This is a genomic window from Nocardioides marmorisolisilvae, from assembly GCF_003725775.1.
Classification (GTDB): domain Bacteria; phylum Actinomycetota; class Actinomycetes; order Propionibacteriales; family Nocardioidaceae; genus Marmoricola; species Marmoricola marmorisolisilvae.
The window spans coordinates 2,072,400-2,085,999 of record NZ_RJSG01000002.1 but is presented as its reverse complement, the minus strand read 5'-3'; the positions used below and the strand labels follow the sequence as shown (position 1 = coordinate 2,085,999).

The 13,600-nt window shown below is 70.0% G+C and carries 12 protein-coding genes; 6 read left to right on the top strand and 6 right to left on the bottom strand.

The annotated features are described in order from the left end of the window. Window positions 1-64 precede the first annotated feature (64 nt). Both EFL95_RS14125 and EFL95_RS14120 read left to right on the top strand, forming a co-directional pair. Window positions 65-766: a TetR/AcrR family transcriptional regulator gene (locus EFL95_RS14125; RefSeq protein WP_183407162.1), complete on the top strand. Its 702-nt coding sequence runs from the start codon at window positions 65-67 to the stop codon at window positions 764-766. After that, the gene (locus EFL95_RS14120; protein ID WP_123234551.1) at window positions 759-1,697 is read left to right on the top strand and encodes a hypothetical protein; all 939 of its coding nucleotides are present in this window, start codon (window positions 759-761) and stop codon (window positions 1,695-1,697) included. Before EFL95_RS14125 ends, EFL95_RS14120 begins: the two co-directional genes overlap by 8 nt. Here EFL95_RS14120 and EFL95_RS14115 read toward each other — a convergent pair. The 3 genes from EFL95_RS14115 to EFL95_RS14105 all read right to left on the bottom strand — a co-directional run bounded on the left by EFL95_RS14115 (window position 1,694) and on the right by EFL95_RS14105 (window position 7,262). Continuing rightward, complete coding sequence (locus tag EFL95_RS14115) at window positions 1,694-1,873, bottom strand: DUF6104 family protein (RefSeq protein WP_123234550.1); 180 nt, start codon at window positions 1,871-1,873, stop codon at window positions 1,694-1,696. The two genes, EFL95_RS14120 and EFL95_RS14115, sit on opposite strands and share 4 nt — an antisense overlap. A 7-nt stretch (window positions 1,874-1,880) precedes the next feature. Further along, on the bottom strand, window positions 1,881-5,654 hold the full coding sequence (locus tag EFL95_RS14110; protein WP_123234549.1) for a multifunctional oxoglutarate decarboxylase/oxoglutarate dehydrogenase thiamine pyrophosphate-binding subunit/dihydrolipoyllysine-residue succinyltransferase subunit: 3,774 nt from the start codon (window positions 5,652-5,654) through the stop codon (window positions 1,881-1,883). A gap of 132 nt (window positions 5,655-5,786) precedes the next feature. Continuing rightward, entirely contained in the window at window positions 5,787-7,262 is a 1,476-nt protein-coding gene (locus EFL95_RS14105) for an alpha/beta hydrolase family protein (RefSeq protein ID WP_183407161.1), read from the bottom strand. Between the two features lie 116 nt (window positions 7,263-7,378). Here EFL95_RS14105 and EFL95_RS14100 point away from each other — a divergent pair, with 116 nt between their 5' ends. Further along, the gene (locus EFL95_RS14100; RefSeq protein WP_123234548.1) at window positions 7,379-8,740 is read left to right on the top strand and encodes an FAD-binding oxidoreductase; all 1,362 of its coding nucleotides are present in this window, start codon (window positions 7,379-7,381) and stop codon (window positions 8,738-8,740) included. On the opposite strand, the gene EFL95_RS14095 is transcribed toward EFL95_RS14100, so the two are convergent. Then, window positions 8,741-8,965: a DUF4287 domain-containing protein gene (locus tag EFL95_RS14095; protein WP_123234547.1), complete on the bottom strand. Its 225-nt coding sequence runs from the start codon at window positions 8,963-8,965 to the stop codon at window positions 8,741-8,743. An 89-nt stretch (window positions 8,966-9,054) separates the two neighbouring features. Continuing rightward, the gene (locus EFL95_RS14090; protein ID WP_123234546.1) at window positions 9,055-9,807 is read right to left on the bottom strand and encodes an endonuclease/exonuclease/phosphatase family protein; all 753 of its coding nucleotides are present in this window, start codon (window positions 9,805-9,807) and stop codon (window positions 9,055-9,057) included. Window positions 9,808-9,908: 101 nt separating this feature from the next. On the opposite strand from EFL95_RS14090, the gene EFL95_RS14085 reads away from it, so the two are divergent. Genes EFL95_RS14085 through EFL95_RS14065 form a run of 3 tightly spaced genes read left to right on the top strand, consistent with a single transcriptional unit; the run spans window position 9,909 to window position 12,337 of the window. After that, window positions 9,909-10,352 carry a hypothetical protein gene (locus EFL95_RS14085; protein ID WP_123234545.1) on the top strand — a complete coding sequence of 148 codons (444 nt, stop codon included), beginning with the start codon at window positions 9,909-9,911 and terminating at the stop codon, window positions 10,350-10,352. A gap of 26 nt (window positions 10,353-10,378) precedes the next feature. Next, window positions 10,379-11,602, top strand: coding sequence for a hypothetical protein (locus tag EFL95_RS19565; protein WP_183407160.1), 1,224 nt, complete (start codon window positions 10,379-10,381; stop codon window positions 11,600-11,602). A gap of 24 nt (window positions 11,603-11,626) precedes the next feature. Continuing rightward, window positions 11,627-12,337, top strand: coding sequence for a hypothetical protein (locus EFL95_RS14065; RefSeq protein WP_123234541.1), 711 nt, complete (start codon window positions 11,627-11,629; stop codon window positions 12,335-12,337). Between the two features lie 6 nt (window positions 12,338-12,343). Here the strand turns inward: EFL95_RS14065 and EFL95_RS14060 are convergent, their stop codons facing one another. Next, window positions 12,344-13,306, bottom strand: a complete 963-nt coding sequence (locus EFL95_RS14060) for a hypothetical protein (RefSeq protein ID WP_148045056.1) — start codon at window positions 13,304-13,306, stop codon at window positions 12,344-12,346. Between the last annotated feature and the right edge of the window lie 294 nt (window positions 13,307-13,600).

Genomic DNA, 13,600 nt, shown 5'->3' with positions numbered 1-13,600 from the left:
TACCCGACGAGTATTCAACATACCCGGGAGGACTTCAAGAGTCCTGACGAGTACACTCAGCGCCGTGGAGACCGGAGCTGTGTCGATCGACCTGGCCACGCTGATCGCCAACGGCGAGGCGTTCGGCCTGTCCGCCGAGGACTTCCTGACCCGCTCGAGTGCCACCCAGCGGGGCCGGTTGCTCGTCGCCGCGGCGCTGGTCGTGGCCGGCCAGGGATACGCCGGCGCGAGCGTCCGGGACATTGTCGCGGCGGCCGGGGTCTCCCGCTCGACCTTCTACGAGAACTTCGACGGCAAGGACGAGTGCCTGGTCGCGGCTTACCAGGCGACCGTGACGGCAAGCCTGGCGCGGATGGCTGATGCCGCCCTGGCTGCTGCCGAGGAAGGCTGGCACGCCGGCCTGGTCTCCGGGGTCCGGTCGGTCTTCGACGACATCCGCCGACGTCCCGCGGTCGCCCGGGCCACCTACGTCGAGCTGGGCTCCGCCGGAGCCGCGGTGCTCCAGGCACGTCGCGCGGGCAACGACCGGTTCGCCGACCACGTGCGCGCGCTGGCCGACGCGGTGCGCCGCGTCGACCCGCGGATGCCGGACGTGAGCCTCGGGCGGATCGGCCTGCTGATCTCCGGGCTCGACCTGCGGATCGCCTACGTGCTCAACGAGGGCAACCTGACCGAGCTCGACGAGGTCGAGGCGCTCGCGATCGAGGCGATCGATGCGATGTACAGCCCGGCCCTGGCGCCGGCGAAGGTGGCGCGCCGTGCCTGACGCTGACCTCGCCGCCAGTCGCTGGCGCGGGCAGCGCGGTCGCCTGGAGGTCTGGTACTCGACGCTGACCGACCCGAGCACCGGGACCGGGATCTGGGTGCACCACGAGCTGGTGGTGCCGAGCGACGACCGCGCGCCGTACGGGCACGGCTGGATCGCGGTCTTCCGGCCCGACCGTGCACCCGTGCTCGAGCGGTTCGGACCGCACCCCTGGGCCACGCCCGCGAGCGGGTTCACTGCGGGCGCGGTCGAGCACGTCGCTGACCGGTTGAGCGGCACCGCCGGCGCGGTGCGGTGGGACCTGCGCACGGTGAGTGCCGGTCCGCCGATGTTCACGTTCCCGTCCTGGGCCTGGCACCAGGAGCTGCTGCCCGCCGCGCAGGTCGTGCCCGAGCCGCAGGCCCGGTTCAACGGCACGGTGCGGATCGGTGAGGACGAGCTGGTGCTCGACGGTGCGGTCGGTGCCAATGCCCGCATCTACGGCCACGGCAACGGGTTGCGCTGGGGGTGGCTGCACGCCGACCTCGGCGACGGCGAGGTGTGCGAGGTGGTCACCGCGATCTCCAAGCGCGCCGGCCTGCGCCGGTTGCCGGCGCTGGCCCAGGTGCAGCTGCGGCTCAACGGCGAACCGGACCGGCCGGGTGACCCGCTCGTCGCGGCGCTCGGCCAGCGCACGCGGCTGCACCGCGACGGCTGGACCGTGAAGGGCCGTCTGGGTGGTGGTCGTCGCCTCGAGATCGACGTCCGGTTGCCGGAGGACCAGACCCTGGACGTCAGCTACCTGGACCCGGACGGCCGGATGCTGGTCTGTCGCAACTCCGAGCGCGCACAGGCCTCGATCAAGCTGCTGCGCCGCGAGGGCGGCAGCTGGGTCGCCGAGCGCGACTGGTTCCTCGGCAGCACCGCGCACGCGGAGGCCGGAGGTTTCTAGTCGTCGTCCGGGTCATCGATCCGGGCCAGCCAGGTGGCGAAGCGCTCGATCGCGTTCTCGTCGTCCGGGTGCACGTCGACGTAGGTCCGCAGCTGGTCGGCGAGCCAGGCCAGGGTGACCTCGTCGTCACCCCGGCGCTTCTCGAGCTCCTCGATCCCGCGGTCGGTGAAGTACATCAGCGGGTCAGGCGAACGCCTGGTCCAGGAGCGACTTCTGCTCGTCAACGTGCCGCGAGTGCTGGCCGACCGACGGCGAGGACGACGCTGCCCGGGAGATCACCGCGACCTCCTGGTCGAGCCGGTCGAACAGGTTCAGGCGGAAGTGCGGAGCCGGGCCCATGTTGGCCGGCTCGTCCTGGACCCACCGCACGCTGCGCAGGTTCGGGAAGCGGCTCAGCTCGGCACGCAGCTCCTCGGCCGGCTCCGGGTAGAGCTGCTCGATCCGGACGATCGCGGTCGTCGGGTCCTCGCCCTGGCGCTTGGCGCGCTCGACCACCAGGTCCCAGGTGATCCGGCCGCTGCACAGCAGCACCGTGGTCACCTTGGACGGGTCCGCGACGTTGTCGCCGATCACCGGTGCGAACGAGCCCTGGGTGAACGCCTCGGGCTGCGAGGCCGCCTCCTTGCGCTTCAGCATCGACTTCGGGGTGAAGATGATCAGCGGCTTGTGCGCGGCGCCGAGCGCGTGCCGGCGCAGCAGGTGGAAGTGGCTGGCCGGGGTCGACGGCTGGGCGACCACGAACGCGTCGTCGGCGGCCATCTGCATGAACCGCTCGATCCGGGCCGAGGAGTGGTCCGGGCCCTGGCCCTCGTAGCCGTGCGGCAGCAGCAGCACGACGCCGGACTGCTGTCCCCACTTCGTCTCGCTGGCGGTGATGTACTCGTCGGTGACGATCTGGGCGCCGTTGACGAAGTCACCGAACTGCGCCTCCCACAGCACCAGCGCGTCGGGACGGGCCACCGAGTAGCCGTACTCGAAGCCGAGCGCGGCGTACTCGGAGAGCAGCGAGTCGTAGACGAAGAACGACGCCTGGTCCTCGGTCAGGTTCGACAGCGGGGTCCACTCGTCGGCGTTGCGCCGGTCGATGATCGTGGCGAAGCGCTGCACGAAGGTGCCTCGGCGCGAGTCCTGGCCGGCCAGCCGGACCGGGCGTCCCTCCATCAGCAGCGAGCCGAAGGCCAGGATCTCGCCGGTGCCCCAGTCGATCGGGCCCTCGTTGATCGCGGCCGCGCGACGCTGGAGCTGGGGGAGCACCTTCGGGTGCACCGTGAAGCCCTCCGGCGGACTGACGTAGGCGTCCGAGATCCGCTTCATCGTCTCGACGCTGATCGCGGTGGTCGCCTCGCCGGTGGCCAGCTTGTCCGGGTAGTCCGGCACGGTCGTCCAGGAGTCCGGACGGGCGTCGGCTTCGCGCACCTCGGTGAAGACCCGCTCGAGCTGCTGCTGGTAGTTCTGCAGCACTTGCTCGGCCTCCTCGACGGTGATGTCGCCGCGGCCGATCAGGGACTCGGTGTAGAGCTTGCGCACCGAGCGCTTCTGCTCGATCAGGTCGTACATCAGCGGCTGCGTGTACGACGGGTCGTCGCCCTCGTTGTGACCACGGCGGCGGTAGCAGACCAGGTCGATGACGACGTCCTTGTTGAACGCCTGGCGGTACTCGAAGGCGAGCCGGGCGACGCGGATGCACGCCTCCGGGTCGTCACCGTTCACGTGGAAGATCGGCGCCTGCACCATCCGGGCGACGTCGGTGCAGTACAACGACGAGCGCGAGCTGGCCGGCGAGGTGGTGAAGCCGACCTGGTTGTTCACGACGACGTGGATCGTGCCGCCGGTGCGGTAGCCGCGCAGCTGGGAGAGGTTCAGCGTCTCGGCGACCACGCCCTGGCCGGCGAATGCCGCGTCGCCGTGGATCAGCAGCGGCAGCACCGGGTAGGCGGCGCCACGGTTCAGCACGTCCTGCTTGGCGCGGGCGATGCCCTCCAGGATCGGGTCGACCGTCTCGAGGTGCGACGGGTTGGCGGCGATCGAGACCTTGATCTTGTCCCCGGAGCCGGCGACGAACTCGCCCTCGGCGCCCAGGTGGTACTTCACGTCGCCGGAGCCCTGGACCGTGCGCGGGTCGATGTTGCCCTCGAACTCGCGGAAGATCTGGTTGTACGACTTGCCGACGATGTTGGCCAGCATGTTCAGGCGGCCGCGGTGGGCCATGCCGATGGCGACCTCGTCGAGGGCGGCCTCGGCGGCGGCCTCGCAGATCTCGTCGATCACCGGGACGGTGGTCTCGCCGCCCTCGAGGCTGAACCGCTTCTGGCCGACGAACTTGGTCTGCAGGAAGGTCTCGAACGCCTCGGCCTGGTTCAGCTTCAGCAGGATCCGCAGCTGCTCCTCGCGCGGCGGCTTCTGGTGCGGCTGCTCCACCCGCTCCTGGATCCAGCGGCGCTGATCCGGGTCCTGGATGTGCATGTACTCGATGCCGACCGTGCGGCAGTACGAGTCGCGCAGGATGCCCAGCACGTTGCGCAGCTTCATGAACCGGCGCTCGCCGCCGAACTCGCCGGTGGCGAACTCGCGGTCGAGGTCCCACAGGGTCAGGCCGTGCGACTCCACCTCGAGGTCGGGGTGGCTGCGCTGCTTGTACTCCAGCGGGTCGGTGTCGGCCATCATGTGGCCGCGCACCCGGTAGGCGTGGATCAGCTCGAGGATCCGGGCCTGCTTGCTGACGTCCTCGTCGTGGTTGGTGGAGACGTCCACGGCCCAGTGGATCGGCTCGTAGGGGATCCGCAGGCTGCGGAAGATCTCGTCGTAGAACCCGTCCTCGCCGAGCAGCAGCTGGTGCACCTGGCGCAGGAACTCGCCGGACTGGGCGCCCTGGATGACCCGGTGGTCGTAGGTCGACGTCATCGTCATGATCCGGCTGATGGCGTTGCGGGTGATCGTCTCCTCGGACGCGCCCTGTGCCTCCGGCGGGTAGTCCATCGAGCCGACCCCGATGATCGCGGCCTGGCCTTGCATCAGCCGCGGCACCGAGTTGTTGGTTCCCAGGCCGCCGACGTTGGTCAGGCTGACCGTCGTCCCGGAGTAGTCCTCCATGGTCAGCTTGTTGTCCTTGGCCTTGCGCACGATCTCCTCGTACGCCGTCCAGAACTGGGCGAAGTCCATCGTCTCGCAGCCCTTGATCGAGGGGGCGACGAGCTGGCGGGTGCCGTCGGGCTTCTGCTGGTCGATGGCCAGACCGAGGTTGATGTGCGCCGGGGTGACCATGTTCGGCTTGCCGTCGACCTCGGCGAAGGTGTTGTTCATCTCCGGCAGCGACTTGATCGCCTTGACGATTGCGTAGCCGATCAGGTGGGTGAACGAGACCTTGCCACCGCGGGCGCGCTTGAGGTGGTTGTTGATGACGATGCGGTTGTCCCAGAGCAGCTTGACCGGGATGTTGCGGACGCTGGTCGCGGTCGGCACGGCCAGCGAGATGTCCATGTTCTTCGCGGTCGCGGCCGGGATGCCGCGCAGCACCGTGTAGGTCGGCTCGTCGCTCGCCGAGGCGGCGGCAGCGGCCGGGGCCTCCTTGGGCACCGGGGTCGTCGTCGGCGCCGGGGCCGAGGGGGGAGCGGTGGCAGCGGCCGGGGTCGGAGCCGGCGACGGGGTCGCGACCGGGGTCGGAGCCGGCGACGGAGTCGCGACCGGGGTCGGCGCGGCGGCCGGAGCCGCCGGGGCAGCCGGGGCAGCCGGGGCAGCCGGGGCGGCGGCGGGTGCGGCGGGCGCAGGAGCGGCGGCGGGCGCCGGTGCAGCAGCGGCGGGTGCGGCGGCGCCGTCACCGTTCTTGTAGCTGGCGAAGAAGTCCCACCAGGCAGGATCCACGCTGTTCGGGTCCTTCTGGTACTGCTCGTACATCTCGTCGACGAGCCACTCGTTGGCTCCGAAAGACGTCAGGGGGTTTCCTTCAGTGGACTCGTGCACGGCTGTTGTTCGCCTCTTCCGATGCTGTGCGCCAGGTGGTGTGGACGGGGTCAAGGCTAGTCCGGGCCGCTGCGCAATTCAGCCCGGTGGTTGAGAGTTTGGTCTCTTCCGAAGTTCCTGTCACGGACCGGCTCAGGGGGTGCAGCCTCCGACGCCCGCGATGTCGGGGCTGCGGACCTCGGTGCCATCGGCGTGCAGGTCGTACGCCGAGCAGTAGTAGATGCTCAGGTTGCTGTCCCGGTCCAGGGTGACCGGGGCCCAAACGCCCTTGCCGCGCGGCTCGAGGTAGTGCAGCTGCGTGCCGAGCAGCTGGGAGTCGACGTCCTCGTGCTTGAGGTACTTCGCGAGCCACAGCTGGACGTAGGCGCTGGTCAGGTCCTGGCCGTACCGGCTGGCGGGGAGCACGTACGGGATGTCGGTGTACTCCAGGTGCGTCGAGGCCCGCGGCACGATCAGCATGCTGTCCTTGCCGGCCGCGACCCAGCCGTCGAACCCGGTCCTCCGCTCGCGCATCGGGTCCGGTCCGTTCGGGCTCGCGCCCGGGAGCAGGCCGGTGCCCGGTCCGGACAGGAAGTAGGGGAACGGGGTGAGGAAGTACTCCGACTGGATCGCCAGCGCAGGAACCGCCGGGACGTTCGGGGTGCTCGCGGTTCCTCCGACCAGGTTGCCCGAGCTGCTCTGGGTGGCCAGCTTGTCGAGCGCCACGACGGTCTCGACCCGCGGATCGGTGCCCTGGACCTGCGAGACCGCTGCGGCGCCGAGCGAGTGCCCGATGATCGCGATCCGGCTGGTCCGGCCCGGCGTGACGGTCTGCGTGTCCGGCGTCCGGTCGAGCTTGCCGGCGTACGGGTTGGAGGCCGAGAGGAACCAGTCCAGCGCGTCCTCGGTGCCCGTGGTGAAGTTCGCCAGCTGCTGGAACGGCACGCCCGGGCAGCCGAGCATGTTGCCGTCGACCGGGGCGGCGAACGGGTTGCAGAACGGGTACGTGGTGTCACCGACGTGCGGGAACGTCTCGCTGGTGCCCTGGCCCTGGACGTCGTAGGTCATCGCGACGTACCCGCGCTCGGCCAGGTCCTGGGCGAGCCAGACGTACATGCCCTCAGATCCCTGGATCGACCCCGGCGTGATCACCACGCCCGGGAACGGGCCGGTCAGCGTCTCACCGGTGTACGGGTCCTTGGCGCCGGGCTTCGGTGCGTAGACCGTGCCGCGCAACAGGGCGCCGTACCGGTTCAGGAACGAGATGGGGGTGGACGTGCCGCGGGTGCCGTTCCAGCCGGCGCGCAGCGGGTTGCCGACGTTCCACCCGGGGACCAGCTCGCCGGCCGTGATCACCGGACGCAGCGGGTTCGCGGCCTGGTTCAGCAGCTGGGTCGCGTAGAGGAGGTTCGTCTGCTTGACCAGTGCCGGCAGGAACGCCGGGTTCGCGAGCTGGCCGCCGGGCCCGGTCACGCGGCCGTACGAGTCGGCGATGTTCTTCAGGTCCCGGGCGACGTACGCCGGGGAGCCGGGCGCGGGCGCCGGGTCGGCGTGCGCAGGCAGGGTCGCGGTCAGCAGGGCGGAGGTGAGGGCCGTGGCGAGGAACGCCGGCACCAGGACGCGTCGCATGACCCTCCAACGACCGAGCCCGGGCCGGGACACGTCACCGGACTGACACATCTTGGCTATTGCGAGACCGGAACCGCGGGCGTTGAGTCGGATCACCAACGAGACGGGGGTGCGTGATGGCCACGGAATTCAGCGGCACGGTCGTCGGACCGGGCGATGCCGGGTACGACGAGCTGCGGTCGGTGTTCAACGGGATGATCGACCGCAAGCCGGAGCGGATCCTGCGCTGCCGGAACGCGGCAGACGTGGCGGCAGCGATCACGACCGCGCGCGCTGACGGCAGGCCGATCTCCGTCTACGGCGGTGGCCACGGAGTCACCGGGTCGGCGGTCATCGACGGTGGGGTCTGCGTCGACCTCAGGGAGATCAACCACGTCGAGGTCGATGCCGGCAACCGGACCGTGACGGTCGGAGGCGGCGCGACCTGGGGAGCGGTCGATGCGGCGACCCAGGAGCACGGACTCGCTGTCACCGGCGGGCGGGTCAGCAGCACCGGCGTCGGCGGGCTCTCGCTGGGGAGCGGCAGCGGCTGGCTCGAGCGGACCTACGGGTTCACCTGCGACAGCCTGGTCGCGGCCGAGGTCGTGACGGCCGCGGGGGAGATCGTGACCGCCTCGGACGACTCGCACCCGGACCTGTTCTGGGCCCTGCGCGGCGGTGGCGGCAACTTCGGCGTCGTCACCGAGTTCACCTTCGCGCTGCACCCGGTGGGCCCGATCGTGCTCGGCGGGATGCTGCTCTACCCCGGCTTCATGGCCAAGGAGGTGCTGCGCAACTGGCGCGACTTCATGCTCGACGCGCCGCGGGAGGTCGGCGGCGGCGTCGCGCTGATCACGGCGCCGCCCGAGGAGTTCGTGCCCGAGCCGGCACGGGGCCAGCCGGCGTGCGGCGTGATCGTGCTCTACGTCGGCGACCCGGAGGAGGGGCAGCGGGTGCTGGAGCCCCTGACCTCGTTCGGCCCGCCGGCGGCGAACCTGGTCGGGCCGATGCCGTACGTCGCGGTCCAGCAGCTCCTCGACCCGCCGAACCCCAAGGGGATGCACAACTACTGGAGCGGCGACTTCCTGGAGTCGTTCCCCGACGAGGCGATCGAGACCTGGGTCGACAACGTCCAGCCGCCCACCTCGCCGCTGACCCAGATGATCGTGGTCGCGGGCGGGGGAGCGATCGGCGACCTCACCGATGACGACACGGCCTTCGGCAACCGGGGCGCGCCCTTCAACCTGCACTACCTGTCGATGTGGCCGCCGGACCCCTCCCAGGACGAGGTCAACATCGCCAAGACCCGGACGATCGCGGCGGCGATGAAGCCGTGGACGACGGGCGGCGTCTACCTGAACTTCATCGGCGACGAGGGGCTGATCCGGGTGGAGCAGGCCTACGGGCCCGAGAAGTACGCCCGGCTGCGCAAGATCAAGCGGGTCTGGGACCCCGACAACGTGTTCCGGCACAACCAGAACATCCCGCCGGCTGACTGATCAGGCTGCCGCGTTCTGGGCGCGAACGTGCGCGACGACGGCGTTCGCGTGGCCGTGGCCCATGCCGAACTCGGTCTTGAGCATGGTGACCAGCTCCATGTGCCGGGTCAGGTCGCAGGACTCGACGATGTCGAACCACTCGACCATCGCGCGGCCGTAGGTGCGCTCGATCGACGGGAAGTAGCTGGCGGGACCGCGGCCCTCGCCGGCGCGCTGCTCGGTCATCTCAGGTGTCCTTTCGAGGAGGCTTCACCCGTACGACGAACGCGCAGCGGCTATTTCGACATGCTGTGGTGGTTGAGCTTGTCGAAACCTCAGTCCCCGCGAACTGAGATCAGTGCGCGGTGGTCGCTGGGGGTGCTGAGCAGCTTCACCTCGGTCGCCGGCCCCGGACCGTGCACGTCGTCGAGCTTGCGGGTACGCGACCCGATCGTGCCCGGGGCGTCCTCGCGCCCGACCCAGCTCGAGGTCAGCCCGGCCAGACGCTGGCTGTCGAAGTTCGAGTCGCCGACCGCGTAGACCACGTGCCCGTCGCGCTGGTACCGGGCGATCAGCTGCTCCAGCCGCTTGACCTCCTGCCGGTGCCGCGCGATCAGCAGCGGCCGGTCGGCGATGTAGCGGCCGTGCTCCTCGACGCCGGGGCAGAGGTGGTAGCTCATGATCGCCACCGTCCGGTCGACCGCGCGGTCGGCGTACAGGCCGATGGTGACCAGGCGCGGCGGCTCGGTGGACAGGAACCGGTCCGGGCGGTCGGAGCGCCCGATCCCCGAGAGCAGCACGTCGTCGGCCCGGATCAGGTCGAAGCGGTCCGCGCGAGCCCCGACCACGTTGCCGCACGAGACCGAGGAGACCCAGTGGTAGCGGTCCGGGCCTGGCACGGACAGGCCGAGGAGCGCGGGCACCGTGCGGACGTCGCCGGTCCGGCGCAGCAGCGGCAGCCGCGAGATGTACCACTCCTGGAGGCCGACCAGGTCGGGCTCCTCGGCGAGCACCTGCTCGAGCGCGACCACCGCGTCCCGATTGCCCAGCTTGTACAGGATGTTCGCCGAGGCCACCTTGGTCTGCATGGGGGAAAGTCTGCCTGTTCGGCTCTTCCGGGGTCGCGCCGGGCGACCTACATTGAGGTCGCACCAGGTCCGAAACTCATCGCTCTCGAGGAGCGCCTCCCATGACCGGATCCCGCAGCAACCGCAGTGTGCTCGTGCTCGCCCTGCTCGCCCTCGCCTCCTCGCTCGTGCTCGGCCCGACGAGGGCCGACGCGAGCGCGACGGTCCCGACCGAGATGGCCAGCGGGGTCGCCGGCAACAAGCACGTCCTCGGGCTGAGCCCGACGAACTTCCAGGCCTTCCTCTCGTACTCCGGTCACGTCGGCCAGGAGCAGCGGTGGCTCCCGTTGCCCGGCAAGGTGATCACGTTCTGGGTCGGCGGCAAGCTGATGTGCTCGGCGACGACGGTCCTGCACGGTTCGCCGGGCGAGTCCGCGTACTACACCGAGGCGACCTGCTCGGCGAAGCTCGGCATCCAAGCGGCCCTGAAGTACCACTCCTTCGTCGCGAAGTTCGCCGGCGACGACACCTATCTCCCGAGCTCGGTGACCCAGGTCCTCAAGTGACGGCCCATCCGAAGGAGCGCCCACCCATGACCGGATCCACCCGGAGGCTGCTCGCGGCGGCCGTCCTCGCCCTCGCCCCGCTCGCGGTCGTCAGTCCTGCCGGCGCGGCCGGTCCGGCGTTGTCGACGATCTGCGCGAGCCTGCACGCCTCGGAGGCCAACACCCTCGCCAGCACCTCGGGCTCGATCACCATCACGGGCGACTTCGCTGCGGGCGAACAGGTGCGGTTCACCCCGACCGGCACCTCGCCGAAGGTCCAGACCCACTACCCGAACGGCGCGAACGGCACCGTGCTCGGAGTCTCCGGTCAGCCGACCCGGATCCCCATCGCCGACAGCGGGACCTACCAGTTCGCCATCACCACCACAGGCCCGCTTAGCCTGACCCTGGCCTGCGGGATCCCTCCCCAGGCGGTGATCACCACGCCGAGCGGCAATCCCACCTACACCGCGAACCAGGTCGTGACCCCGGCCTTCAGCTGCGTGGCCGGCACCAGCACGGCGACGTGCACCCCGGAGCACGTCGGCCCGGTGGACACCTCGACCGTGGGGGACCACTACTACGTCGTCACGGCCACCGACAGCGCGGACCTGCAGACGGTCGCGGCGGCGGCGTACACGGTGGTGAAGGCGCCGCAGACGCTGCACTTCACCACACCGGCTCCGGCCGATGCGATCGTCGGTTTCCGGTACGACTACGAGGTCGACGCTGCGTCGAGCTCGGGGTTGCCGGTGACGATCACCGCTGACCCGACGACCCCGGCCTGCCAGATCAACCCCTTCGGGGGCGGTCCGATCTACGGCAACGTGACCGCCGTGCACGCGGGCACCTGCCGGATCTTCGCCGACCAGGCCGGCGACGACCAGTACGAAGCCGCTCCCCGGATCACGATGACCTTCCAGATCGCCCGAGAGCTGACCACCCTCGACGCCGCCAAGGCGTCCAAGGGTGTGCTCGGCATCTCCGGGACCACGTTCTCCGCCGACCTGCACCGCCGCGGCTGGTTCGGCCCCGGGTACGGCGCGATGTTCGCGTTCCCGGGCCAGACGGTGAGGTTCTACGTCGGCGGGAAGCTGATCTGCTCGGCCGTGACCGTGCAGAAGGACGACGGCACCTTCTTCGGCGGAGGCATCGCGACCTGCAAGGCGCCGATCGGCGTCCAGGCGGCGCTGAAGTACAACTCCTACACGGCTGTCTACGGAGGGAGTCAGGACTACCTGCCGAGCACGGCAGTCGGAAAGCTCCAGTAAGAACCCTGATCTCGGAGGATCTCCATGAAGTTGGCACCAGTTCTGGCCGCAGCTCTCGCGGCTGTCATCGTCCCGGTTCTCGTCGCCATGCCGGCATCCGGCGACGACAAGCTCCCGCAGACGATCACGATCACCAGCGACGCGCCCACCGGCGAGTTCGCGATCTACGACCGGGTGGACGGGCTGGGCAGCTACGTCCCGACGGGCACCTCGACCTCCGGCCTGCCGGTGCTGTTCTCGGTGACCTCGGCCGACGACCTGGTCTGCTACTCGCTGCCCGGCGCGATCGGGCAGCCGCCCACAGCCGGGCTGATCACGATCTACTGGAACTCGCCCGGTGACTGCATCGTGCACGCGACCCAGCCGGGCAACGACCAGTACGCAGCGGCCACCGAGGTGACCCAGGTGATCCACGTCCTCGGCGAGGTGAGCGAGATCGACGGCGCCAAGGCCGCCAAGGGCGTCTTCGGCACCGCGCCGACCACGTTCAAGGCCACGCTCGGTCAGTACTTCCGCTTCGGGCCCGGCATCGGGTTCGGGCCGGTCCCGGGCCAGACCGTGACGTTCTCGGTCGGCGGAACTGCGATGTGCTCGGCGGTGACGAACGACGCAGGCTTCGCGACCTGCAAGAAGGCGATCGGGTTGCAGAAGTGGCTGACCGCGAAGACCTTCACGGTCTCCTACGCGGGTGGCCCGTTCCTGCAGCCGACCGCGACGACGACGAAGTTCGGGTGATCCCCGCTACCGCTTGACGGGGGCCGACGTCCGTCCCCAGACGGACGTCGTGCTCCCGACGGTCGCGCGGTAGTAGCGCGCCTGGCTCGAGGTCACGGTGGAGCTGAAGTGCCCGGTGCTGTCGGTGTGGTCCGTGCCGAGGAACCGCCACGCGCACCCGGCCGCGCAGTTCTTGTAGGAGATCGCCACCGGACGGTTCGCCCAGCCCCGGAACCCGTCGGCGGACGGAACGTAACGGGTCACGTCGCCGGAGATCCGGAAGTGGCCGCCGACTTTGGTGCCGGCGGTGAGCGAGATCCGGCTGACGAGCCTGACCACGGTGCTGGTGTTGTAGCCGTACATCTCGCGCGAGCGGATCGCGTAGACGCCGGTCGGCCAGGAGTCCTTGAAGCGCCACGGTCCGGCGCTCTTGCCGTTCACGACCTTGAACGTCCCGAAGGTCAGCGTCCCGTTGCCGACCCGGTGCCGGACGGCCCAGGTCTCGGTCTGCCCCTCGCAGCCGTGGAAGCGCGGGTAGACGGCGGTGGTCGGCCCGACCACGCGCACGGCCGCGACCTCGATCTGGCACTCCACCGGGGGCGGGCCGAGCTCGAAGGTGCCGAAGGACGACGTCACGGTGCCGCCGTCGCTGGTGATCGTGGCCGTGTAGCCGCCGAGTCCGAGGTCGGTGAGGTCCGCGAGGTCGTTCTGGTCCGGGTCGGCCGCGTCGTAGTCGAACGTCCCGCTGTGCAGGACCTGGTTCGAGTCCGCGTCGGTCACCGACCAGTCGTAGCTGCCGTAGGGAGCGTTCCCGAAGTCGACCACCAGGTCCGGGACCTCGTGGGAGTAGTAGCTCTCGCCGTCGGCCGGCGTCACGATCACCGGGCTTCCGGTGCCGACGGCGTTCGCGGCGGACACCGCCAGCGTCGGGACCAGTGCGACGGCGACGGTGAGGAGGACGGTCTGCAGCACGCGGCGTGGGGATGCCATGGGGGGACCTTAGGGGGTTCGACCCGAGAAACGGAGGCGACGAACGGTCTAACGCGGTCCCGGTCCCGGCGTTACCGCCTGGACTAGAGGGGACGCAGTTCGCGCCCGCCTCAGCCGCACAGGCGGCGTTCTGAACGGGTTGTCCACAGATCTCAGATCCGTCTTGAATCGAACATGTGTTCGATCGAGGATTGATCCATGACCTCGCTCCTGGCGCCGCCGTTCGCTGACCCGACCTTGGGTCTGCACGTGTGCCTGGACGAGATGGGCGGGTTGGACCTGGGCGGCTCGACA